The organism is Hydrogenovibrio sp., assembly GCF_965140365.1.
Lineage (GTDB): Bacteria > Pseudomonadota > Gammaproteobacteria > Thiomicrospirales > Thiomicrospiraceae > Hydrogenovibrio.
Genome location: NZ_OZ223196.1, coordinates 822,614 through 844,868, shown reverse-complemented (window position 1 = coordinate 844,868; position 22,255 = coordinate 822,614). Strand labels below are relative to the sequence as shown.

General features: G+C 50.4%; 22 protein-coding genes. 9 read left to right on the top strand and 13 right to left on the bottom strand.

The features are described from left to right. The 6 genes from AC0KH7_RS03985 to leuC all read right to left on the bottom strand — a co-directional run bounded on the left by AC0KH7_RS03985 (nucleotide 1) and on the right by leuC (nucleotide 5,714). Complete coding sequence (locus AC0KH7_RS03985) at nucleotides 1-1,023, bottom strand: aspartate-semialdehyde dehydrogenase (RefSeq protein WP_472370918.1); 1,023 nt, start codon at nucleotides 1,021-1,023, stop codon at nucleotides 1-3. A gap of 20 nt (nucleotides 1,024-1,043) precedes the next feature. Further along, a complete protein-coding gene (locus AC0KH7_RS03980; protein ID WP_472370916.1) occupies nucleotides 1,044-1,544 on the bottom strand; it encodes a bactofilin family protein in 501 nt (166 codons plus the stop codon). Further along, nucleotides 1,466-2,347, bottom strand: a complete 882-nt coding sequence (locus tag AC0KH7_RS03975; RefSeq protein ID WP_472370914.1) for a M23 family metallopeptidase — start codon at nucleotides 2,345-2,347, stop codon at nucleotides 1,466-1,468. The genes AC0KH7_RS03980 and AC0KH7_RS03975 overlap by 79 nt, the downstream gene beginning before the upstream one ends. A gap of 157 nt (nucleotides 2,348-2,504) precedes the next feature. Further along, a complete protein-coding gene (leuB, locus tag AC0KH7_RS03970) occupies nucleotides 2,505-3,578 on the bottom strand; it encodes a 3-isopropylmalate dehydrogenase (RefSeq protein ID WP_472370912.1) in 1,074 nt (357 codons plus the stop codon). Nucleotides 3,579-3,644: 66 nt separating this feature from the next. Continuing rightward, the gene (gene leuD, locus AC0KH7_RS03965) at nucleotides 3,645-4,280 is read right to left on the bottom strand and encodes a 3-isopropylmalate dehydratase small subunit (protein ID WP_472370910.1); all 636 of its coding nucleotides are present in this window, start codon (nucleotides 4,278-4,280) and stop codon (nucleotides 3,645-3,647) included. 9 nt (nucleotides 4,281-4,289) lie between these two features. Next, a complete protein-coding gene (gene leuC / locus AC0KH7_RS03960) occupies nucleotides 4,290-5,714 on the bottom strand; it encodes a 3-isopropylmalate dehydratase large subunit (protein ID WP_472370908.1) in 1,425 nt (474 codons plus the stop codon). 243 nt (nucleotides 5,715-5,957) lie between these two features. Between leuC and queE the strand changes: the two genes are divergently transcribed. Further along, on the top strand, nucleotides 5,958-6,623 hold the full coding sequence (gene queE, locus AC0KH7_RS03955; RefSeq protein WP_472370906.1) for a 7-carboxy-7-deazaguanine synthase: 666 nt from the start codon (nucleotides 5,958-5,960) through the stop codon (nucleotides 6,621-6,623). Here the strand turns inward: queE and AC0KH7_RS03950 are convergent. Continuing rightward, on the bottom strand, nucleotides 6,586-7,857 hold the full coding sequence (locus AC0KH7_RS03950; protein WP_472370904.1) for a D-alanyl-D-alanine carboxypeptidase/D-alanyl-D-alanine-endopeptidase: 1,272 nt from the start codon (nucleotides 7,855-7,857) through the stop codon (nucleotides 6,586-6,588). The two genes, queE and AC0KH7_RS03950, sit on opposite strands and share 38 nt — an antisense overlap. Before the next feature lie 293 nt (nucleotides 7,858-8,150). Here AC0KH7_RS03950 and AC0KH7_RS03945 point away from each other — a divergent pair, with 293 nt between their 5' ends. Both AC0KH7_RS03945 and AC0KH7_RS03940 read left to right on the top strand, forming a co-directional pair. After that, on the top strand, nucleotides 8,151-8,825 hold the full coding sequence (locus AC0KH7_RS03945) for a DUF6475 domain-containing protein (RefSeq protein WP_472370902.1): 675 nt from the start codon (nucleotides 8,151-8,153) through the stop codon (nucleotides 8,823-8,825). Nucleotides 8,826-8,882: 57 nt separating this feature from the next. Further along, the gene (locus AC0KH7_RS03940; RefSeq protein ID WP_472370900.1) at nucleotides 8,883-9,584 is read left to right on the top strand and encodes a hypothetical protein; all 702 of its coding nucleotides are present in this window, start codon (nucleotides 8,883-8,885) and stop codon (nucleotides 9,582-9,584) included. A 66-nt stretch (nucleotides 9,585-9,650) separates the two neighbouring features. Here the strand turns inward: AC0KH7_RS03940 and efpL are convergent, their stop codons facing one another. Beyond that, nucleotides 9,651-10,217, bottom strand: coding sequence for an elongation factor P-like protein EfpL (gene efpL / locus AC0KH7_RS03935; protein ID WP_472370898.1), 567 nt, complete (start codon nucleotides 10,215-10,217; stop codon nucleotides 9,651-9,653). Between the two features lie 184 nt (nucleotides 10,218-10,401). Continuing rightward, the gene (gene ygiD, locus AC0KH7_RS03930) at nucleotides 10,402-11,235 is read right to left on the bottom strand and encodes a 4,5-DOPA-extradiol-dioxygenase (RefSeq protein ID WP_472370896.1); all 834 of its coding nucleotides are present in this window, start codon (nucleotides 11,233-11,235) and stop codon (nucleotides 10,402-10,404) included. A gap of 227 nt (nucleotides 11,236-11,462) precedes the next feature. Between ygiD and AC0KH7_RS03925 the strand changes: the two genes are divergently transcribed. Together AC0KH7_RS03925 and AC0KH7_RS03920 are read left to right on the top strand one after the other, a co-directional pair. Further along, the gene (locus AC0KH7_RS03925) at nucleotides 11,463-11,909 is read left to right on the top strand and encodes a MarR family winged helix-turn-helix transcriptional regulator (RefSeq protein WP_472370894.1); all 447 of its coding nucleotides are present in this window, start codon (nucleotides 11,463-11,465) and stop codon (nucleotides 11,907-11,909) included. 51 nt (nucleotides 11,910-11,960) lie between these two features. Further along, the gene (locus AC0KH7_RS03920; RefSeq protein WP_472370892.1) at nucleotides 11,961-12,398 is read left to right on the top strand and encodes a hypothetical protein; all 438 of its coding nucleotides are present in this window, start codon (nucleotides 11,961-11,963) and stop codon (nucleotides 12,396-12,398) included. Here AC0KH7_RS03920 and AC0KH7_RS03915 read toward each other — a convergent pair whose 3' ends face one another. Continuing rightward, nucleotides 12,399-13,505, bottom strand: a complete 1,107-nt coding sequence (locus tag AC0KH7_RS03915) for a PepSY-associated TM helix domain-containing protein (RefSeq protein ID WP_472370890.1) — start codon at nucleotides 13,503-13,505, stop codon at nucleotides 12,399-12,401. 13 nt (nucleotides 13,506-13,518) lie between these two features. Then, nucleotides 13,519-15,552, bottom strand: coding sequence for a TonB-dependent receptor (locus tag AC0KH7_RS03910; RefSeq protein WP_472370888.1), 2,034 nt, complete (start codon nucleotides 15,550-15,552; stop codon nucleotides 13,519-13,521). 183 nt (nucleotides 15,553-15,735) lie between these two features. Between AC0KH7_RS03910 and AC0KH7_RS03905 the strand changes: the two genes are divergently transcribed. After that, the gene (locus AC0KH7_RS03905; protein WP_472370886.1) at nucleotides 15,736-16,656 is read left to right on the top strand and encodes a helix-turn-helix transcriptional regulator; all 921 of its coding nucleotides are present in this window, start codon (nucleotides 15,736-15,738) and stop codon (nucleotides 16,654-16,656) included. A gap of 39 nt (nucleotides 16,657-16,695) precedes the next feature. Here the strand turns inward: AC0KH7_RS03905 and AC0KH7_RS03900 are convergent, their stop codons facing one another. Further along, on the bottom strand, nucleotides 16,696-18,198 hold the full coding sequence (locus AC0KH7_RS03900) for a sensor domain-containing diguanylate cyclase (RefSeq protein WP_472370884.1): 1,503 nt from the start codon (nucleotides 18,196-18,198) through the stop codon (nucleotides 16,696-16,698). Between the two features lie 203 nt (nucleotides 18,199-18,401). Between AC0KH7_RS03900 and AC0KH7_RS03895 the strand changes: the two genes are divergently transcribed. The 3 genes from AC0KH7_RS03895 to AC0KH7_RS03885 all read left to right on the top strand — a co-directional run bounded on the left by AC0KH7_RS03895 (nucleotide 18,402) and on the right by AC0KH7_RS03885 (nucleotide 21,236). Further along, nucleotides 18,402-18,941 carry a peroxiredoxin gene (locus AC0KH7_RS03895; RefSeq protein WP_472370882.1) on the top strand — a complete coding sequence of 180 codons (540 nt, stop codon included), beginning with the start codon at nucleotides 18,402-18,404 and terminating at the stop codon, nucleotides 18,939-18,941. Between the two features lie 97 nt (nucleotides 18,942-19,038). After that, nucleotides 19,039-20,373: a peptide-methionine (S)-S-oxide reductase MsrA gene (msrA, locus tag AC0KH7_RS03890; RefSeq protein ID WP_472370880.1), complete on the top strand. Its 1,335-nt coding sequence runs from the start codon at nucleotides 19,039-19,041 to the stop codon at nucleotides 20,371-20,373. A gap of 5 nt (nucleotides 20,374-20,378) precedes the next feature. Next, complete coding sequence (locus AC0KH7_RS03885) at nucleotides 20,379-21,236, top strand: TIGR01777 family oxidoreductase (protein WP_472370878.1); 858 nt, start codon at nucleotides 20,379-20,381, stop codon at nucleotides 21,234-21,236. A gap of 31 nt (nucleotides 21,237-21,267) precedes the next feature. Here AC0KH7_RS03885 and AC0KH7_RS03880 read toward each other — a convergent pair whose 3' ends face one another. Continuing rightward, complete coding sequence (locus AC0KH7_RS03880; protein WP_472370876.1) at nucleotides 21,268-22,212, bottom strand: LysR family transcriptional regulator; 945 nt, start codon at nucleotides 22,210-22,212, stop codon at nucleotides 21,268-21,270. Between the last annotated feature and the right edge of the window lie 43 nt (nucleotides 22,213-22,255).

The window sequence follows — 22,255 nt, the reverse complement described above, 5'->3', positions numbered from 1 at the left end:
TTAAATATGACCCTTAATCAGCAGTTCGGCAATTTGCACCGTGTTGGTGGCCGCGCCTTTACGAACGTTGTCGGCCACAACCCATAAATCCAAGCCTTTTTCGCATGAAATGTCTTCACGCACGCGCCCGACGTAAACCGGGTTAGTATCCGCGGCATCGGTCACGGCTGTCGGGTAACCGCCATCCTGATGCTCATCGATCAAAACAATGCCGTCGGCCGCTTTGAACAATTCCTTGGCTTTTTCCGCCGTGATTTTTTCCTTGGTTTCAATATGAACCGCTTCACTGTGACCGAAAAAGACCGGTACACGTACCGCTGTCGGGTTCACCAAAATGCTGTCGTCACCCATGATTTTCTGAGTTTCCCACACCATCTTCATCTCTTCTTTGGTGTAACCATTTTCTTGGAAAACATCAATTTGCGGAATACAGTTAAAGGCAATTTGCTTCGGATAGACATTGGCTTCTACCGGCTTCATGTTCAACAAATTGGCCGTTTGCGTCGCCAACTCGTCAATCGCCTCTTTCCCAGAACCGGAAACCGCTTGATAAGTGGCCACGTTGATGCGAGTAATGCCCACCGCATCCTGAATCGGCTTCAATGCCACCAACATCTGGATGGTGGAACAATTCGGATTGGCAATAATACCGCGCGTTTTATAACCCGCCACGGCATCAGGATTCACTTCCGGAACCACCAATGGGATATCGTCGTCATAACGGAATTCAGACGTGTTATCCACGACGACACAACCGGCTGCGGCCGCCTTTGGGGCATATTCCCGCGACACGCTTGCACCCGGTGAGAATAAACCGATTTGAACCTGAGAAAAGTCAAACGTCGCCAAATCCTGAATTTCGACCCAGCCGCCATTGAACTCCAGTTTTTTACCCGCCGAACGACTGCTCGCCAACGGGTACAGGTTACGAACAGGGAAGTTGCGTTCTTCCAACACTTTCAAAATAGTTTCGCCAACCGCTCCGGTGGCGCCTACGACCGCAACATCATACTGCTTTGACATACTTCTCCCTTCTTTATTGTTTATTTTGTTGCAGCGGTCTCAACATCCGCTGCTTTAAGATCATCCGTAATGGCATTTTTACTTTTAATCATTTCCACCACGGATTTCGCTTGATTTTCCAATTTGCTTTTTTCGTCATCCGGGAAGCTAACGATTAACCCCCCTTCGGTTAATTCGCGACTTTCACCAATGAATTTACCGCCGGATTCAATCATCATTTCACCGCAAATCACTTCACCGAGCAATTTACCGGTGGAAAGGATATCAATGCTTTCGCACGCTACCTTTCCTTCCAAGGTGCCACTCACGACAATGGTTTTTGCCTTGACCAAACCGGTGACAATGCCTTTGTCCCCGATGGAGACGTCGTAATCGGTTTCGATAATGCCATCGATATGCCCGTCTATGTGCAGGGCTCCACCGAGGTCTTTAATCTCACCGCTTATTTTACATCCCGCAGCAACAATTGTTTTTCCACCTGCTGGACGCGCCCCTGAACCATTTGACTTAAAGATCCCCATGGTACACCTTTTACCTTTTTAAATATTTCATCGTAATCTTTCAAACCCCAATTGATAAACGGAACAGGGTTCAGTTTGCGCTGAACAAAGTTGACCTCATAATGCAAATGTGGCCCTGAAGACAAACCGGACGACCCGATTTCACCAATCAACTCACCCTTTTTCACCACCTGCCCGGTTTTCACCAGCAGTTTACTCATATGACCATAAAATGTTTTAAACCCATAATCATGTGAAATAATGACCAAACGACCGTAACCACTTGTTTTGTGGTAACCGGCATATTCGACCACGCCATTTGCTGTCGCAATGATGCCGTCGCCAACTTTGCCACGATAATCAATGCCACGGTGAAATTCACGTGTCCCTTTAACCGGATGGGTTCGCCAGCCGTAACTGCTGCTGACACCTTGGTATTTTTTCACCGGACGACCATTCGGAATGTCTTCCAGCATCACCTGTTTTTCAAGGGTGGTAAGCTGAACAATCTTAACCCGGTCCGTTACCAACGCATCTTCATCCGGCTTAACACCAATCAGGTCTTCCAGGCCTTTCAATGTCTGGTCCAGAAACTGTATTTGTTTGGATCGGTTGTCCAGTTGCGTTTGCAACTTTTTCTTTTCGGTTTCCAGGGACAGGTAAGCACTCTTACTCTTTTCCAGCACGGAACGATATTCCTGCTCGGCCGCATGACGCTTATCCTCTATATCGACGATTTCCTGATTCAACCACCAGATAACCGTCGCCGACCCGGCCAACAATAAAAAGATGAACAACACCACGAATAAAGCGATTTTTCGCATAAATTGCTTAAACGAAAAATGACGGGAACCGTGTACATCGCTAATCGTTATTGTGAAATGATTCTTCATTTTAAAAAGAAGGCTTCCTGTTCATCTCAAAAGGCGCTTTGTGCAGTTTACACGTTTACACGAAAAATGCACGACTGGTTCATCGCATTTACAGTGCTGCGACGACCGCATTCCCCATTTCCGAGGTGGAGACTTTGGTTAAGCCTTCCGACCAAATATCGCCGGTTCTCAACCCTTGATCCAGCACCTTACTCACGGCATTCTCGATTTTCACAGCCAAGTCTTCATGCCCTAAGCTGTAACGCAGCATCATCGCCGCCGATAGGATGGTCGCCAACGGATTGGCCAGATTCTGCCCGGCAATATCCGGTGCCGAGCCATGACTCGGTTCGTACATGCCTTTATTATTGGCATCCAATGACGCCGACGCCAACATGCCAATGGACCCGGTCAGCATAGAAGCTTCGTCGGACAAAATATCACCAAACATATTCCCCGTCACCATAACGTCAAACTGTTTCGGGTTCAATACCAGCTGCATGGCCGCATTATCCACATACATATGTTGAACAGACACCTCCGGATAATCCTTGGCGACTTCATCGATGATTTCACGCCACATTTCCGTCACTTCCAACACATTCGCCTTATCGACTGAACACAACTTCTTGTTACGTTTCATGGCCGCATCGAAGGCCACTCGCGCAATGCGCTTGATTTCGGACTCAGAATACACATAGGTGTTGTAACCTTGGCGTTCACCGTTTTCCAGAGTACGAATACCGCGTGGCTGACCGAAGTAAATCCCACCGGTCAATTCACGCACAATCAAAATATCCAGACCGGCCACAACCTCCGGCTTCAGCGTGGACGCTTCCGCCAATTGCGGGAACAAATACGCCGGTCTCAGGTTAGCGAACAACTCCAAATTGGAGCGTAGAGACAAGAGTCCTTTTTCCGGACGAACCGAGATATCCAACGACTCCCACTGATAACCGCCCACCGCGCCCAGCAAAATCGCGTCAGACTGTTTGGCTTTTTCCAGGGTCTCGTCCGCCAAAGGGACACCGTGTACATCGTAAGCCGCCCCACCGACTAGGTCGTGTGTCATATGAATGTCCAGACCATCGCTTTTTTGCAAAGCTTCCAGCACCTTGACGGCTTCAGCGGTAATTTCCGGCCCAATGCCGTCCCCAGGTAAAATCAGTACTTCTTTTGTCATTTACAGTGTCTCTACAGTGTCTTTACTTAAATTACTTATTCAATGAAACGCATGGATGGCCGTCAATCAAAATAACCAAGGCGAGGCCGCTTTATGCTTGGCCTCAAAGGTTTTGATTTCATCTTCATGCTGTAAGGTTAAACCGATATCGTCCAACCCGTTCAGCAAACAATGTTTACGGAAGGCATCCACGTCAAACCCGATCGCCTCGCCATTCGGCTGAATGATTTGCTGGTTTTCCAAATCGATGGTCAACGCATACCCTTCTTGCGCGAAAACCGCTTTAAACAAAGCATCCACCGTCTGCTCGTCCAGCACAATCGGCAAGATACCGTTTTTGAAGCTATTATTGAAGAAAATATCGGCAAAGCTCGGCGCAATAATGACGTCAAAACCGTAGTCTTTCAACGCCCAGGGGGCATGCTCACGACTGGAACCACAACCGAAATTTTCGCGCGCAATCAAAATCTGCGCACCTTGATAACGCGGCTGGTTCAACACAAAGTCTTTGCGCAACGGGCGCTTGGCATTATCCATTCCCGGCTCACCGACGTCTTCGTAACGCCACTCATCAAACAGGTTCGGTCCGAAGCCGGTGCGCTTGATGGATTTCAAAAACTGTTTAGGGATAATCGCGTCGGTATCCACATTCGCGCGATCCATCGGTGCCACGATGGCGGTAAATTTCGTAAACTTTTCCATTTTGACTCCTTATACCGCTTCTTTCATCATGTCACGCACATCCACAAAATGGCCCGCCACCGCAGCGGCCGCCGCCATTTGTGGGCTGACCAAGTGCGTCCGTCCACCCGCGCCCTGACGCCCTTCGAAGTTACGGTTTGACGTGGAAGCACAGTGCTTACCGCTCGGCAGCTTATCGGCATTCATCGCCAAACACATCGAACAACCCGGATTACGCCACTCGAAACCGGCTTCAATGAAAATTTTATCCAACCCTTCTTCTTCCGCCTGTTTTTTCACCAGGCCTGACCCCGGCACGACAATCGCTTGTTCAACGGAAGCCGCCACTTTACGGCCTTTCAACACCGCCGCCGCTTCACGAAAATCCTCAATGCGCGAGTTGGTACAGGAGCCGATAAAGACATAATCCACCGGAATATCGGTAATCGCCATATCGGCTTCCAACCCCATGTATTCCAAAGCGCGACGAATGCCGCTGGCTTTCACTTCGTCGGATTCATTCGCCGGGTTCGGCACTTTGCCGTTGACGTCCAGCACCATTTCCGGCGAGGTGCCCCAAGACACTTGCGGTTCAATACTGGCACCGTCGATTTCCACTACCTTATCGAACACCGCATCGTCGTCGGATTTCAAATCTTGCCAGGCCTGGACGGCCATTTCCCACTGGTCGCCTTTCGGCGCCATTGGACGACCTTTCACATACTCAATGGTTTTGTCATCCACAGCCACCAAGCCAACGCGCGCACCGGCTTCAATCGCCATATTGCACACCGTCATGCGCCCCTCAATCGACATATCACGGAACACCTGACCGCCGAATTCAATGGCATGCCCGTTCCCACCGGCGGTGCCGATTTTGCCGATAATCGCCAACACCACGTCTTTCGGCGTCACGCCCGGCTGCAGTTGGCCGTCCACCTTGATCAGCATGTTTTTCATTTTCTTTTGAATCAAGCATTGCGTGGCCAGCACATGTTCCACTTCCGACGTCCCCACGCCGTGCGCCAACGCCCCCAAAGCGCCGTGCGTCGCCGTATGAGAGTCACCACACACCAGCGTAATCCCCGGCAAGGTCATCCCCTCTTCCGGCCCGACCACATGCACGATGCCCTGACGAATGTCGCCGATACCGAATTCGGTAATCCCGAAATGTTTGGTATTGGCATCCAATGTCTGCACCTGAATCCGCGAAATCGGATCGACAATGTCATCCACCGTTTTATACGGTGTGGTCGGCACGTTATGATCCGGCGTCGCCAAATTGGCGTTAATGCGCCAAGGTTTACGATTGGCGAGGCGCAGCCCTTCGAACGCCTGAGGCGACGTTACCTCGTGCAACAATTGACGATCGATGTAAATCAACGCCGTCCCGTCTTCTTCCTGACGGACGACGTGGCTGTCCCACAATTTATCGTATAAGGTCTTGGCAGACATTGGTATAATCTCTCTCCTAAAAAACATGTGGCGTGAAACACTTTGTAAAATCGGCGTTTAAACGCTCTGAAAAGTCATTTCAACCGACGCATAAACCCTATTCTGTTTTAATTCAACGTAATTGATACAAATCAAGGTCAACAGTTAAGGTCTAAAAAATAGCTAATCATTATAGCATTTTCAAACCCTTTCATTGTAAAAATTAGCATCAAACCGCAACGAGAAATAACCGGGAAAAGCGCCATGGGCTACCGAATTAAAGAAGCATTTTATTCACTGCAAGGAGAAGGATTTCATTCCGGCCGCCCGGCGATTTTCTGCCGTTTCAGCAACTGCAATCTATGGACCGGGCGCGAAGCGGATCGGGCACAAGCCATTTGCCAGTTCTGCGACACCGACTTCCTCGGCACCGACGGCCAAAACGGCGGACAATTTAAAACCGCTGACGACTTGGCTGAACACCTGTTGGCCCTCTGGCCGAAAACCCATCCAAGTAAAAACAACCAGGCCTGGCCAAATCCATTCGTGGTCTTAACCGGCGGCGAACCTCTGTTGCAGGTGGACCAAGCGTTGGTAGATACCTTTCATGAACACGGCTTTGAAATTGCGATTGAAACCAACGGCACCCAAAAAGCACCGCAAGGCATTGACTGGGTTTGCGTCAGCCCGAAAGCCAAGGCCCCATTGATTTTGGATGCAGGGGATGAATTGAAACTGGTGTACCCGCAGGCCGACTGCCCGCCGGAAAAAGTCGCCGGATTGGCATTCGACCATTTTTATCTGCAAGCCATGGACGATGCCGACCCCGAAATTCAGGCCCGCAACCTGAAAGCGACTTTAGACTACTGCCTGACGCACCCGCAATGGAAACTCAGTTTGCAGACCCATAAGATTCTGGGCGTTGACTGAACCGGGGAGCCATCGACTCATCCACCAAACGTTGTTTTAACTGTAAGGCCACTTGATTGCGGTAATGGAACGGCACCTTCTGATTGACCAATAACGCAAACGGAGACCAGACCTGGTCGTTTTCGATGTAACCCGCCAAAGCGCTCACCCCAATTAAGGTGCCGGTCTTGGCATAGATATCTGGCTCCACTTCAGGCAAAAGATCCTTCCATGGCCGGAAACGCTCCAACACATCCACCAACTGCCGCGCACTCAAACGATTTTCCCGTGACAGACCAGCCCCATCTTCCAGATAAAACTCTCGCCACCCGAATCGACGCTTCAAGCGACTGTTCAACAACCGTTGCACCTTATCTGCCGTCGCTGGCGCGCCATAGGCTTCCGCCGCCAGTTTCAGAGCCAGCTGGTTGGCGATAAAGTTGGTGGAATAGCGCATCATCGGTGCCACCATTTGCGCCAACGTCAACGAATTCAAATGTCGGTAACTCAATAATTCCTTCAGCCCTTGTCCTTTGGCTTCAGTCATCGGGTGCCATTGAATGTCGTCGGCCATCGTCACGCCTTGCCGTCTCAAAAAAGCGCTGAGCAATTCGGCAAAATAACGTTGTCCCAAGCGGATATCCGGCCCCAGGTTAAAGCGTCCGTCACTGAGATCGGTTTCATGACCGATCTTAACCGCCAAACGCGTCAAAGGGGTTTGCGATTCCGCCGAAACAATCTCACCCTCATCCGATGTCAAAAACAGGGTATTGAAATTCGCGGCCAAGGCACTCGGGTGGGCATCGTAAGGATTCAAGGTATCGGTGGTGCCGGGCAACACCAAACCCGGTTGAAAATAACCGACATCCAGATAAATCGCATCCAGGTGTGACACGCCTTTATCGCCCAAACCGGATGCGAGACGCGCCGCGATCTTCTGCAATTCTTCCGACACCAAAAACGGGTCGCCATAGCCTTTCACCCATAAAATCAATGCGCCGTCCGACACCCGTCTCACCACTCGAAAATCGGTTTTAAAGCGGTAATCGCGGCCCCAGTGATCCAACGCCAGATACCCCGTGACCAATTTGGTGGTGGACGCGGGAATCAACAATCGCTCGGCTTGACTCGATACCAACGGCTGTTCGGCCGCATTCAACATCAATAGCCCGGACGCCGGCTTTTTCGCCATTTCCGTTTCCAAATCGGCCGCCGACACGCCAAACGAAGCCAGCCAGAACAAAACCAGGCTCATTAACGTTCGATGACGCCATCGGCCGCCTTTTGAACGAATTAGCACAACTATTTTACTCACCGACTTCCCTGCTTGATTGAAATTTAAACCTCAATTCTACTCCCTTTTGCCCGGTGTAAACAGCAAAACCGACGCGAAAATTCCGCCCCTTTTTCGGCCAGGCCTGGCGAAATTGGAATGTGAATTGAAACCACAGCAGCGGACGAAAAATGATAAGATAATTCGACATTCAATGACACAATATCCACACAACCAAAGCCGATATTAAAACCGGAATTCGCTCAGGAACGCCTATGCAAGTACAAGACATGGAAAAGTTCTCGAAAATCCTCAGCTGGGTTTTCGCTTATTACGAAAAGGACTTAACCGATCTCACGTTTGAAATGTACTGGAATGGACTGAAAGATTATTCCATCGAACAGGTGCAAGAAGCGTTCAATGCCCATATGCAGCATCCGGAAGATGGCAAATGGTGGCCCAAAGTGTCTGACATTATCAAACACTGCAAAGGCGGCACCCAAGACAATGCCCTGCGCGCTTGGAGCGAAGTGGAAACGGCGATTCGTAAGGTAGGGGCTTATCAGGATGTCGTGTTTCACGACCCGCTGATTCATCACATCATCCACAAAATGGGCGGCTGGATGGCCATTTGCGACATTCCGGATGAAAAGTCGCTGGTCTTTAAGGCGAACGAATTCAAAAACACCTATCGAGCCATGTACGGCACCCCGGCACAAAATCAACCTCCGGTGGAGTTGACCGGCATCATCAATGCCCAGAACTCAAAAATCGAAGGGGCTAAAAAAGCGCCGCCGGTTTTAATCGGCGACCCGAAAAAGGCGCGCGAGGTCATGAAAAACCTCACCAGCCCCGACAAGCTGATTACCATCAGCCGTACTTCACAGAAGTTGGCCCGCCAGTTGACCGAACAATCAGCCGGCGCAAGCAAAAACACCCAAACCCCTTAGACGTTAACAAAATAAACGTTACACCAAATAATAACCGGATAACCAATAGGATCACGCATGAATATTCGTTTCGAAACCGAAGTGGCGGAAAAGCTTTCCATGCATGAGGCCATTTTTCTCGGCTGGCTACAGTACAACTACACCCAGTCGCCGATTAAAACCGACGAACTGGAAAACCTGTTCGCTTTCTGGCGCGACGAAGTACTTTATAAAGTGTTACTGAAACTGGAAGAGCGTCAAATCATCCAGGTGAAACGCAATGTGGACGACTACTGCATCTTCCAAATCAACCCGAAAGCCTACCAAGAACAAACCGGCTTAACGTTACCGGCCGACGCACAACTCCCTGCCAGTGAAGCCTTGATGGACGACAACCTCAAAAAACACCTCAAGCGCTTCCAAAGCACCGACTCGATCCTGAACAAAAAACTCAGCCAATTGATTCGCGAAAACAGCCAAGCCATGTTGCAATACGGTGAAGAGGAAGGTCTATCGGCGGAAGCCGTCAGCGCCAGCTTCGATAAGTTCCTGCATTATGTGGCCGCCAATCCCGACCGTTTCTGGAACAGTGACCTAGTGGCTTATTGGCGCTTTTGGGTCAGTAACACCCGGGACAAAATTCAAAACCAGCCCGGGCAACCCGGCACCGGTAAACGCGCCGCCATCGAACGCTCGGTGCAAAGTGCCGCCAATAACTGGCTGAAAAAGAAAGCGCAAGACCCGCAACTCTATCAATCGGTGAAAATCACCCACGAATAACGCGCCCGACCGCCAACTAATTACCTTTTCTGACCACTCTTTCCCAAAACCGCCAGGCCTGGCGGTTTATGCACGACTCATGTATTTGCCGGTTTCGGAATTCACCTTCACGGTCTCACCCAGTTCAATGTATTCCGGAATTTGGATTTCCAGGCCCGTGCTCAAAGTCGCCGGTTTGGTTCGGCTGGTGGCGGAGGCGCTTTTCATGCCCGGCGCGGTCTCAACAATTTCTAAAGCCACGGCAATCGGCAATTCAATCGCAATCACCTGCTCGTCCAGCACCAAAGCGTCAATCCCCTCCAGCGCTTCATACAAATACCCGGTTTGCCCTTCCAAATCTTCCGGCGACAGCGTGTATTGCGAAAAGTCCTGCCGATTCATAAACACATAATGTTCACCGTCCATGTAGCTGAACTGCACCGGCACCCGCTGGCAGTCGAGCTCCTTCAAAAAGTCGTCTCCCTTGAAGGACTCATCCAACTTCTGGCCGGTTTTGACGTTATTGAAACGCACTTTATACAGAGTCGCCGCGCCACGTGACGACGGGCTTTTGCAATCAACGGTTTTCACCACATACGGCTGGTCGTTGATCTCAACCACCATGCCTTTTTTCAATTCATTCGCTTTTGGCATATTTCGTTTTCGCTCTTTTTAGGATTCGCACCCGCGCTCAATCCGAGCATCACGGCGGGTTCAGAGCATTATATTTTCTTAAATACTCAAGCGACAACTAAAAGAGCCAAACAAGTTAAAACCCAAACCAAATCAAATCAAATCCACCAAATTCACCAAAACCACCAGGCCTGGTGGTTTCTGATTAACTCGGCAGATACACGAACGACAACATCGACACCGAGCTCATGTCGATAACATCATTGAAGAAATACACCTCATCGCGCACATCGCGAAGTCCCAAGCTGTATAAAAGCGGTAAATAGTGATCATAGGTCGGGTGCGCCTGTTTTCCTAAAGCGCCAAAGCCTTTGAAATCAATCAAAGTCGCATCGTCCCGCTCCGACACCGCCATTTTGACCCGCTCATTGAATTCCAACGCCCAGTCAAAGGCGGGCTTCTCCTGCCATTGGACCTGCGACAGATTATGCACCAGATTACCGCTGGCCATCACCAGAACGCCCCGCTCGCGCAGATCCTTCAAACGCGCCGCCAATTCATAATGAAACGCCGGTGGTTTTCGATAATCGATACTGAGTTGATACACCGGCACCTCCGCCTTCGGAAACATCGACAACAACACCGACCAGGTCCCGTGATCCAAGCCCCACTCGTCGGTCAGGGTCACTGTGTCGGGTGCCAGTTGCTGGGTCCGTTCAGCCAAAGCCGGCGCGCCGTCGCTTGGGTATTGCTGCTCGAACAAGACGGGTGGAAAACCATAAAAGTCATGAATGGTTTCCGGTTTGGGCACCGTCAACACCTGAGTTTTGCCCGGCGTAATCCAATGCGCTGAAATCGATAAAATCGCTTTCGGTTTCGGCAACGCCTGCCCAATGGCTTGCCAATTTCGGGTGACATCGTTTTCCGTAACCGCATTCATCGGGTTACCGTGCCCAACAAACAAAACCGGCATGGTCTGTGGCGTTTTTTCGAACCGACTTAAATGGTTCATCAGGGTTTGCAAGGAATAGTGGCTCATGGGCTTACTCGAAATATCTGCTGGGCTATGGATTATGCTGACTTAAGCCTATTACGCCAAAAAATAAGACCGGGATAAAGTGGCTATTCGGCACAACAGTCTTTCCAGATTAAGGCTAATCCCCCTCTCTTTACCATGATTATTAACACCTAGAATCCAAAACGCCTTTATATTGACAACTGGTTTTCATTACGTAAACTAGTTGTCAATACATTTTAGGAGGCCCCATGCCAAACAAACAAACACTTATTACCGATACCGTTATCCAAATTTTTCGCACCAACGGGCAACTGCTTCACTGGGGAGACGGATTGACCGGACAATTCGGCCTGACCAGTGCGCGGTGGCAAATGCTGGGGGCTTTGGTGTTTTCGGATCACCCGATGACCGCCCCGCAAATGGCGAACAGCATGGGCGTCACCCGTCAAGGCGCGCTGAAGCAATTGAACCTGCTGGAAGCGGAATCTCTCGTGGCAAAACACCCCAACCCGATGAACAAGCGTTCACCGCTTTACCAGCTCACCGACGAAGGAAAAGCCCGCTATCAGCAGATACAGAACGGTTGGCATCACCACTTGGAAAACATTGAACAAGCTTTTTCCTCGACCGATTTACAAACAACACTAAGGGTGTTGGAAAAACTGAAAGACTTACACGAAACACCACCGGCCTAATTGCGCTAAAAAAACCGGTAAACACCACATCAACACGAAAAGGAACATACCATGACACGATGGATACACATTACCAGTGCCAGTCTCGCCTGGTGCTTGATTTTGATTTTTTGGACCAGCACCCTACTGTCGGAAACCCTTGGCGGTCCAGATGACATTCAATTCGTCAAAACATATATTCTCTATGGCATGACGATTTTGATTCCGTCGATCATCACCGCCGGCATCAGTGGATTTCGTCTGAGTTGCGGCCGCCAAAATCGTCTGATTGAGCGCAAATTGAAACGTATGCCCATCATTGCCTTGAACGGTCTGCTGGTTCTGTTGCCGTCGGCGGTGTTTTTGGCCCACAAGGCGAATGCCAACGAATTCGACAAACTGTTTTACGGCATTCAAATGCTGGAATTGACCGCAGGCCTGGTCAATTTTTACCTAATGACATTGAATGCCCGCGACGGCCGACAATTAAACGCTCAACACGCGAATTAATCACACTTTGTTCGAAGCGGCTTCCATTCGCGCCAAGCGTCGGCGACGCACGGCGACCACACCCAAAGGCAACATCACCAACGGTAATAACCCGGCGATAAAGGCCATCGCCTCTCCGGGTTTGCCTAAAATGGTTCCACCGTGCAAAGGCTCCAACAAGGCCACAAAATAAGCGATGCCACTGCGATTATCATCGGTACGAACATCCAATACCCGTGCGGAATAGGCATCCAAAAAGAGTTCGACCGTTTCGCCCGCCAAAGGACCTTTGGCGGGAATCAAATCGACTCGAAAGGTGCCTCCCGGCCAGAAAGGTGCCATAATCAATCGTGCTTCGGCTCCGGGGTACTTCGCTTCCGCTGCTTGCCAAGCGGCCTCTAAGGGTAAACGCGTCTCGTCGCCTTGACGGTCTTCGGACACATAACTAAACGACGGATCCAACAGGGTCTCATACTGTAACGCCAATCCGCTGGCCAATAAAATGGCCAATACCCAACCGCTGAGCATCCCCGTCCGACGATGCCATTTGCCCGCCGCACTGTCCACAATCTGTTCAACCGGTTTATGTTGAATCGCCCGACGCCGGTTTACGAAATTCATGGTTCCCGCTACGATGAGCAGCAACAGCCCGAGAGTGGAAAAAATCAACAAAAAACGTCCCACCGCTCCCAGAGTAAGATTGGAGTGAATGGCATATAAATAAGCCAATATATCGTAGTTGGATTGTGGCGGTTGACCGAAGGTATTGATCGAAACAATTTCGCCGCTGGTGGCACTGATTCTAGCCAAACGATAATTACGCGATTCCGGAACCAAAGGATCCGGTTCAGGCCAAAAACCCAAAATCAGCTGACCGGCTTCGTCTTGTTGCTTAACGCCCACTCCGACCGCACCGGGGTGCATTCGCTCCAGGTCATTGGCCATTTCAACCAGTGGCTTTTTCGGTGCTTCAGAGACCATGTCAGGATTCAACCAAGCATCCAAGGGGCCGCCCAATACCATTAAGCTACCGGAAATCCCCTGCACAATAAAAATGGCACCCAAACCGTAGGCCAGCCAGCGATGCAACTTCTGCCAAAAAACAACTTTCCAAAAACTCGTTTTCATCACCCCTCCCGGTTTAGAATTCCATGCTGGCCGTCAAGCCGACATTACGCCCCAAACCAACGGTGCTGCGAACATCGTTGACACCGAACTGGAAGCTGGAAGTACGATAAATTTCATCGGTCAGGTTATCCACGAAAGCACGTAACGCCAGACCATTATGAAATGCCATTTCGAAAGAAACATCCCACGTCTGGTACCCCGGTTGTTTTAGGGTATTGGATTCATTGAAATAAATATCCGAGTAATAATGGACGCCTGCCGTCAGCGCCAGCTTCGCCGGCACCCAGGCCTGGTCGAATTGATAACGGCCTTGCAATAGCGCCGATGTTTCCGGTGCATAAGGCAGGTTATTACCATCGTAATCTTCATTGGTCATCGGGTCTTGGGCATTCACGAATTCCGATTTTCCTTGATTCAACCCGGCCGTCAGGGTGAAGGCATCGGTCATTTGCCAGTTGATGTCCAAATCCAGTCCATAACTGCGTGCATCCCCTGCATTACGAATAACTTGATACCCAACCGGGCCAACATAGATCTGGGTGTCCGATACCGAAATATAATAAACCGAAGCGTTCAGCGCCAAACGGTTTCCCAGCATTTGGCTACGCCAACCCAGTTCGGTGTTAACGGAGGTTTCCGAATCGTAAGGCTTGCGGTCATCAGCATTGGTCACGGCATGATTGAACCCACCAGGCTTAAACCCTTTCGAAACCACGGCATAGAGTCTGTCATTTCGACGTGGTTCCCAACCAATGCTCAGTTTCGGCGAGACATCGGTAAAGGTTTTATCGTTATCGAAACCATAAGCGCTCGGCGCCTGCTGATTGAAATCAATTTTGGCGTCTTCTTGCGACCAACGTACCCCGGCCGTCAGATCCCATTTGGGTGCAAAAGCATAATTCGCTTCCCCAAACAATGCATAACTTCGGTTCTGCACTTTATTTTTGGAATCACCGTAATACCCAGGGTAACCCGGTTGACGACGGACAAAATCAATGGACTGGAAATAAGCCCCCACGACACTGTTGAGGTCGTCGGTATAATCGGTCACTAAACGAAGTTCCTGCGAAAATTGCGTTTGATCTTCGGCGTAATTCAACCCTTGCATAATACGATCCATCTGCCGGTCTTGATAGGACGTGATACTCGACAAAACCGATCGCTCCATATCGTAATCCATATTCAATGCATAGGTATTCACCTTACGCTTCAAATGGTACTCACCGTCGGTCGCGCTGTTATATTCCAAATCTTTCAGATTATCTTCGCGCAGATACAACTCTTCATGCGAATCCAAGTCCTCATGCGAAAAACTTAAACTGGCTCGGAAATCACTGTCTTTTGGGCGAAAATGCAACCGGCCGGAACCAATGAAGTCAGTCGCGTTATCGGCATGTTTATCGCCGGTGGCCACATCGGTAATCTGGCCCACATCATCAAATCGTTTTAGGGAAACATCCCCATACAACCAGTCTTCCACCAATGGGCCGGCCATGGTCAATGCCGCTTCTCGTGTCAGGCTGGCATAGGTTCCTTCCACTTTGGCGTCAAATCCATTCCCCGGTTCTTTGGTAATGATATTGATCACACCACCATGTGCATTACGGCCATATAACGTACCTTGCGGACCTTTCAAAAGTTCCACTCGCTCAACATTCACCAAAGGCTGGGTAAAAAACGCCGAGTCCTGCGGCACCCCATCCACATAAAGCTGAATGGACGGGTTATAGTAATCGGGGGACGAAATACCGCGAATTGTGGTGCCCGCATAGGCACGGTTCCCCCGGGTACGAATCAGCAACCCTGAAAATACTTTTTCCAAGTCCTGAACGGTTTCCACACCGGCTTCTTCAAGTTCCTCGCCGGTTTTAACCTGCACCGTACCGTTCACGCTGTCCAGCGGCTGTGCCTGCTTGTTGGCACTGACCATGATTGAATCCAGACGGGTCACCTCGCTCTCTGCCAGTGCTGGCATGGCCGCCAGCAAAGCGGTTGCGAAAAGCGTTCCAAGCGGAAACGATTTTGACGTTAACAATTGTGTTTGCATATTTTTTATCCTTAAAACAGGTCGAGTCAATTCCATTAACGGGAATCCTAAGAACAAACCGCATAATGCGCTAACACAATTGGGTCAAAATCGTTCATATCCGTACTTTATTGAAAATAGTTATCATTTTTACTACAATTATTTTAAAATGCATATTGCTCTAAATATTTGGATTCACCCTTTATGACTGCGCCCAACTCACCTTTTGAATGCATCGTCACGCATGACTCGACCGAAAACGATCTTATGCACCTTGTGAATTATGAAGAAGCCGCCGAAAACATATGGGTGGGCAAAATCGATCATCGCCTGAATCGAGACATTATCAGCCGAGTGTCCGGCCCGGCGACCTTTTGCCTGACTTTCTTTTTTGAAGGAAACGGTTGTTTTTCGCTGGATAATGGACAAGCCATCCCGATTGAATCCAATACGGTTTTGCTGTTTTATTCACCTGGCGAAACCTGTGGCACCGACCGCCTGACGAAAGACACACAACTCAAATGTTTGCACCTGCGCTTCCCCGTCAAACTGGCGGCGGATTTCGAAAAAATGCTGACCTATTTCGTTCCCGCCTTCAAAGCCAATGCCAGCACACAGGACTCCTTATTGGCCTCCGTTCCGATGAATGCCTTGTTAAAAGGCATTGCGCAGGACATCTTCGAATGTAAGCTGCCGGCCGGCTTCGCCCGCCAACTTTATTTACAGGCCAAAGCATTGGAATCATTGGCCTATCTGGTGCATTTTCTAGAACAGGATCAGGCGGCTGTAGCGCTAACCCTTTTCGAACGGCAACGCATTTATCAAGCGGTTGAGTTGATTAATGAACAATATGACCAGGCCTGGACGATTTCGTCCTTAGCCAAAACGGTGGGACTCAATGAAAAGAAATTGAAAACCGGGTTTAAATCCTTAATGCGTTCCACGGTGCACGGCTATTTGGAGCGCACCCGCTTAACCGTCGCGACCGAAATGCTCAAAGCCGGTAAGAACATCACCGAAACGGCACTGGCCACCGGCTACGCCAACCCGAGCCACTTCAGTAAATATTTCAAAAAACATTACCATATGCCGCCACGGGAGTGGTTAAAGCTGACCATTCACTGAAAAACGCTCCCATTGCGGAAAGCACCTATAACTTCACGTTTAGTGTTCGACGCGATTACGCCCGGATTGTTTGGCTTGATACAGCAACTTGTCCAGCCGCCCCTGCACGTCTTTAGGCGTGTCCTGAGCGTGCAGTTGAACCACACTGATACTGATGGTGAACTTGATGTCATGCGGCCAGGTAATCTGTTCGACGCCAAGGCGTAAGGCTTCTGCCTTTTCAACCGCTTCACGCAACCCCACTTTACGCAAAATCACCGCGAACTCTTCACCGCCCCAGCGAACCAAATCATCATCGGAACGAATGTGGTTGCGTACAAATCGCGTCAACCCTTTGAGAATCTCATCCCCCACCAAATGGCCGTGGGTGTCGTTGATTTTCTTGAAATGGTCAATGTCGTAAAACAAAATCGACACCGGTTCGCGACGGTCAAGCTGTTGAATCAACCAATACAACTGCTTATTGAAATAACGGCGGTTATAGGCCTTGGTCAGTTCATCCACTTCACTGGCGTGCCTGATGACTTTATTTTTATGCTGCAGTACATCAATTTCATTCAATGTCGCCACCAAGCGACGGCTGTAACTGCGCAAAATCAAATACAGCAAGACCAGAAATACCAACAAGGCCGAACCGCCTAAAATGATTTGCCCCCAGAGGTTTCGTAAATGCGTTTGATAGAAGTCGGTGATGTCTTCCAGCATCTGAAATTTTGCCACCGGCTCACCGTCAAACGAACCAAGATGCACGCCCGTTACCACCAAATACGTTCGGCCATTTTGATGCACCAACTGGGATACCTTACGTTCGTCCATCGACAAATGATTAAAGATTGGATCGGAATACACCACCGAAAAGTCCCCGACGACCGGATAGGGGGTTTTGTGTTGCATAGCCTGCAACTGGTCGGATTTCACCAACACCTGAGACTTGATGGCGAATTGATGGTTCAATCGTTGGATGAAATATTCCGGACGCACGCCAAATTCCAATACGCCCAAATAATGCTTATCGGCATCGAACAAAGGGCTGGTGATACGATATGCAAAGCCGCTGCGACCGGTTTCAAAACCACTCGCTTGCCGACGATGGCTATTCACCGAGGCCACAATCGGTCTGACCGTTGTCAAATCATCCCCCGCAAAATCAGGGCGGTGCATCCGTAAAATAGTCACATTATTCGGGTCGATGAAATGCATCACGAATAAGTTCGGCTGCAAACGGCGCATGGCTTCATATTCCGGTCTCAGGAAGTCGTATAATGCCTGCCGATTTTCCGCGTTTACCAACTCCGTCAACTGCGGGTTTTGACCATAATGCAGCAATAAAAAATTGTAGCTTTCCTTAAGATGGCGTTCCATATCGTAAAAAGAACCGCGCACGCCTTCCGACAAGGTTTGAATTTTTTGATCAAAACGTTTCTCGGTTTGTTCAACACCGACATACAATTGAAAACACAAAGCCCCCGCACCGATCATGGCAATGGCCCAATAGTAGGCCCAGTGCCATGAAGAATTGGGGTTCACCCTTGCTTTGATCATCACCAAACCCTTTGATTTAAAATTAAAAAACGGCTCACCCGCCCTAGAGCCATTCATGATTTTAAGTATAACAATTTTTATTTATTCACGAAAAAAAACCCGCGCGAACCGATAAAAACGAAATCTCTCCTTTCAGCTCTTTACAGCCGCCACCGAAACTGTAAGATGGAAGCTTCTCTCATCACCCAATACGGAGGGCTAAGATGAAACCTCGTTTAGCCATTTACTGGTCCGTTATGTGCCTGGTGCTTTGTTTCAGCCCCTCTGGCTGGGCAGCCCAACTGGCCGTTGGCGAAGAAGCGCCGGCTTTCGCGTTAACCAATCAACACGGGAAGGTTGTTCGTTTATCCGACTATCGTGGTCAGTGGGTTGTACTCTACTTTTACCCGAAGGACGACACCCCCGGCTGCACCACCGAAGCCTGTAGCTTTCGCGACAATATCAATCGCCTCATTCAGCGACAAGCGGTACTGATCGGCGTCAGTCTGGACGACTCCGCCAGCCATAAAGCCTTTGCCGAAAAGCATCAACTCCCGTTTAATTTGCTTTCCGATCCTGACGGAAAAGTGGCCGAACAATACGGCTCGCTGGGCGATTATTTTTTATTCAAGCTAGCGAAACGTCACAGTTTTATCATCTCCCCCGATGGAAAAATCGCTAAAATTTATCGAGATGTCGATCCCGAAGATCATGTCGCCATCGTATTAAAGGATTTAACGACGCTACAGGATGATGCGTCTTAAATCCGCACAACACAGTCAGGGTTCCTCAAGCAATCCGTGGAAAGATTTCGCACAACCCACGGTCTAATGAGTAAACGGATATCAAAAAGGAACCGCCATGTTATACAAATTGTTAACCCTACTGGCGCTCGCCGCCACCTTGTCGGTGAGCGCCTGCGCTAAGGAGCCGGAAATGAACACACCAACCGCCGAAAACACGGATTACATCGTTCTGGGAATGGGCTGTTTCTGGGGTGCCGAAAAACGCATGAGCGAAATTTCCGGCGTGATTGACGTCGAAAGCGGCTACGCCGGCGGCGATGCCGAAAACGCCGGTTATTACGACGTACTCGGCCTGGAAAAAGAAATCCGTTACGGTAAAACCGACCAACGCAATCATGCGGAAGTCGTCAAGGTGACCTTCGACCCTCAAACAGTCGACCTGGAAACCATTCTGATTCATTTTTGGGAAAATCATGATCCAACTCAAGGCGACCGCCAGGGCAACGATGTCGGCACCAATTACCGCAGTGCCATCTACACCCATAACGACGCCCAAACCGCCATCGCCAAACAAACCGAAGCGGCTTATCAAACCGCTCTGACTCAAGCCGGTTACTCGAAAATCACCACTGAAATCGCGCCACTTCATAACTACATCACCGCCGAGGAATACCACCAGAACTATTTGCAGAAAAACCCCAATGGCTATTGCGGCCTGGGCGGAACCGGGGTGAAATACCCCGGCGACGGTAAGTCGCCGATGCCGAAAAGCGAACCGTCCGCACCGCGTTTGCAAGGCAGCGATCTCAACCAAACGCGTCAGCTGGTGGTGTTCGAGGCTGAAGACTGTGCTTTCTGTAAGCAATTCAAAGCGGAAATCCTCGACGACTGGCAAACCGATGTTGACGTGACCACCACGTTAAATCCAAACCCACCGGAAGGTTGGACACTGGAGAAAAGCCTGTTTGCGACACCGACCATCGTGTTGTTTGAAGATGGCAAAGAAGTCTCACGTTTCACCGGCTACAACGGCGACAAAGCCCGTTTCTGGAAATGGATCGGCTTCCGTTTGCTGACACCGGAACAACGACGCATCGCCTTTGAGCAAGGCACCGAACAGGCCTTTACCGGATCGCATCTCGATGAAAAACGCCCCGGCACCTTTGTGGACCCCATCACCGGTGCGGCGCTGTTCCGCAGCGATACCAAATTCGAGAGCGGCTCCGGCTGGCCAAGCTTTTTCAACCCGGTGGAAGGCGCCATCACCGAACATGAAGACTTCAGCCACGGCATGCACCGCATTGAAGTCCGCAGTGCCAGTTCTGGCATCCACTTAGGCCACGTGTTCAATGACGGCCCGCCGCCGAGCCACAAGCGCTACTGCATCAACGGCAATGTGCTGAAATTCGTACCGGACCCTCCGGAAAGCAACGCAAACAACACGGAGTAATCCGCATGCGCATCGTGATTTTGGGCGGCACCGGCCTAGTTGGTTCCTATTTAAAACCGCGACTCGAACAATTCGGGCATGCCGTCAAGGCTTATGGCCATGAGGCGTTCGATCCGGAATTTGACCTGGCTTCCGAACTCAATGGCCTCGATTGTCTGATTCAATTGAGCGGCGCGAATATCGGCCAGCGTTGGACCGCCACACACCAAAAACGCATCTGGTCCAGTCGCGTGGATTTAAACCAACGCCTGACCGACGTGCTGCAATCGCTGGATGAGCCACCGAAGCGCGTCATCGCCGCCTCCGCCATCGGCTTTTATCCGGAATCCGATTGCGACCATCCCATGGACGAATCCCACACCGACGCCGGACAGAACGTTTTCGGCGATTTGGTCCAGGCCTGGGAAAAAGCCACACAACAACTCGCTGCGCCGGAACGGCTGGTCACCTTTCGATTCGGAGTGGTCCTGGCCGCGCATGGCGGCGCTTTGAAGAAGATGTTGCCCGCGTTTAAACTGGGGCTGGGCGGCCCCATTGCCGGTGGCCAGCAATGTTTTTCCTGGGTCCACATCGATGACTTGGCAGAAGGTTTTTTATTTGCGCTCGACCATCCGGAGATGCACGGCACCTTCAACCTCACCAGCCCACAACCGGTCTCGCAGGCGGAATTCGGTCGTCAACTGGCCCGCCAGCTACACCGCCCTTTCTGGTTGCCGGTTTTCCGCTGGCAACTGCGATTACTGCTCGGCGACGGCGCGCAGGTACTCACCGTCAGCCAAGCCGTGGTGCCCACTCAATTGACCAAAGCCGGGTTCCGCTTCCAATACCCAACGCTCGATAAAGCACTCGAAAACCTTTTCTGAAAAACCGCCAGGCCTGGTCATAAGGCGTGTTTTACTCGTGAATGGATGACGACGATTTTATAGCCGCCTTTTTACCTTTCGGGCTGAAATGTTCGGTCAATAAATCCACAAAAGCGCGTACCTTGGCCGACAAGTAATGACGATGCGGAAACACCGCATACACCCCGTGCGGCGGCAGCTCATACTCGGTCAACACCTCAACCAGCTCGCCCTGCTCGATCAAGGGCTGACACAGAAATTCCGGCAAACGCCCGATGCCGACACCGGCACTGACCAACGTCTGCTGCATCTGCAGGTTATTGGTTTCGGCAATATGCCCGATATCGACATTGATGACCTCGCCTTTTTCATTCACATATTCCCAGGTAATCGGCACCTGGTTATACAAATACTTCACCGCCTGATGCGTGCGTAGGTCGTTCGGGTGCTGCGGTGTACCGTGTTCGTCGAGATACGCTTGCGTGGCCACCGTAATCATTCGAAACGAGAGTATTTTGCGGCTAATCAAATTGGAATCCTTCGACTCCCCCATCCGCACCGCCAGGTCAAAACCTTCGCCAGCCAAATCCACCAGACGACTGCTGAAATCCACATTGAGTTTGATGTCCGGATAACGCTGCATATACGTCGCCACCACCGGCAATAGGTGCGATTGGCCGAAACTGGCCGGCAAACTCACTTTCAAACGTCCCACCGGCTTTTGCTGCAAGGTGTCGATGCTCATTTCGGCTTCACGCGCTTCCATCAAGAGGCCGCGTGTTTTTTCGAAATAGACCCGTCCGATGTCGGTCAAACTCAAACTGCGGGTGGTGCGATTCAACAAGCGTGCGCCCAGCCGCTCTTCCAAACGGGTGACTTCCTTACTGATATACGACACCGAATGCCCCAACACCGACGCCGCTTCGGTAAAACTGCCGGATTCCACCACCTGCACAAAGGTACTGATGCCTTCCAGACTGTCGTGACGGTTTTTCATAAGCCTGCTCGATTGTTCTTTATTTGGAAAAAGTCTTTTTATT

Excerpts from the sequence above, each read along its gene's own strand:
- AC0KH7_RS03945 (WP_472370902.1), top strand. The coding sequence starts at position 8,151 with ATGCAAGTACAAGACATGGAAAAGTTCTCGAAAATCCTCAGCTGGGTT.
- AC0KH7_RS03895 (WP_472370882.1), top strand. The coding sequence starts at position 18,402 with ATGAAACCTCGTTTAGCCATTTACTGGTCCGTTATGTGCCTGGTGCTT.
- AC0KH7_RS03975 (WP_472370914.1), bottom strand. The coding sequence starts at position 2,347 with ATGCGAAAAATCGCTTTATTCGTGGTGTTGTTCATCTTTTTATTGTTG.
- AC0KH7_RS03880 (WP_472370876.1), bottom strand. The coding sequence starts at position 22,212 with ATGAAAAACCGTCACGACAGTCTGGAAGGCATCAGTACCTTTGTGCAG.
- AC0KH7_RS03910 (WP_472370888.1), bottom strand. The coding sequence starts at position 15,552 with ATGCAAACACAATTGTTAACGTCAAAATCGTTTCCGCTTGGAACGCTT.
- leuC (WP_472370908.1), bottom strand. The coding sequence starts at position 5,714 with ATGTCTGCCAAGACCTTATACGATAAATTGTGGGACAGCCACGTCGTC.
- AC0KH7_RS03915 (WP_472370890.1), bottom strand. The coding sequence starts at position 13,505 with ATGAAAACGAGTTTTTGGAAAGTTGTTTTTTGGCAGAAGTTGCATCGC.
- ygiD (WP_472370896.1), bottom strand. The coding sequence starts at position 11,235 with ATGAGCCACTATTCCTTGCAAACCCTGATGAACCATTTAAGTCGGTTC.
- msrA (WP_472370880.1), top strand. The coding sequence starts at position 19,039 with ATGTTATACAAATTGTTAACCCTACTGGCGCTCGCCGCCACCTTGTCG.
- AC0KH7_RS03920 (WP_472370892.1), top strand. The coding sequence starts at position 11,961 with ATGACACGATGGATACACATTACCAGTGCCAGTCTCGCCTGGTGCTTG.
- leuB (WP_472370912.1), bottom strand. The coding sequence starts at position 3,578 with ATGACAAAAGAAGTACTGATTTTACCTGGGGACGGCATTGGGCCGGAA.
- AC0KH7_RS03980 (WP_472370916.1), bottom strand. The coding sequence starts at position 1,544 with ATGGGGATCTTTAAGTCAAATGGTTCAGGGGCGCGTCCAGCAGGTGGA.
- AC0KH7_RS03985 (WP_472370918.1), bottom strand. The coding sequence starts at position 1,023 with ATGTCAAAGCAGTATGATGTTGCGGTCGTAGGCGCCACCGGAGCGGTT.
- AC0KH7_RS03885 (WP_472370878.1), top strand. The coding sequence starts at position 20,379 with ATGCGCATCGTGATTTTGGGCGGCACCGGCCTAGTTGGTTCCTATTTA.
- AC0KH7_RS03925 (WP_472370894.1), top strand. The coding sequence starts at position 11,463 with ATGCCAAACAAACAAACACTTATTACCGATACCGTTATCCAAATTTTT.
- AC0KH7_RS03940 (WP_472370900.1), top strand. The coding sequence starts at position 8,883 with ATGAATATTCGTTTCGAAACCGAAGTGGCGGAAAAGCTTTCCATGCAT.
- AC0KH7_RS03900 (WP_472370884.1), bottom strand. The coding sequence starts at position 18,198 with ATGATCAAAGCAAGGGTGAACCCCAATTCTTCATGGCACTGGGCCTAC.
- queE (WP_472370906.1), top strand. The coding sequence starts at position 5,958 with ATGGGCTACCGAATTAAAGAAGCATTTTATTCACTGCAAGGAGAAGGA.
- AC0KH7_RS03905 (WP_472370886.1), top strand. The coding sequence starts at position 15,736 with ATGACTGCGCCCAACTCACCTTTTGAATGCATCGTCACGCATGACTCG.
- efpL (WP_472370898.1), bottom strand. The coding sequence starts at position 10,217 with ATGCCAAAAGCGAATGAATTGAAAAAAGGCATGGTGGTTGAGATCAAC.
- AC0KH7_RS03950 (WP_472370904.1), bottom strand. The coding sequence starts at position 7,857 with ATGAGCCTGGTTTTGTTCTGGCTGGCTTCGTTTGGCGTGTCGGCGGCC.
- leuD (WP_472370910.1), bottom strand. The coding sequence starts at position 4,280 with ATGGAAAAGTTTACGAAATTTACCGCCATCGTGGCACCGATGGATCGC.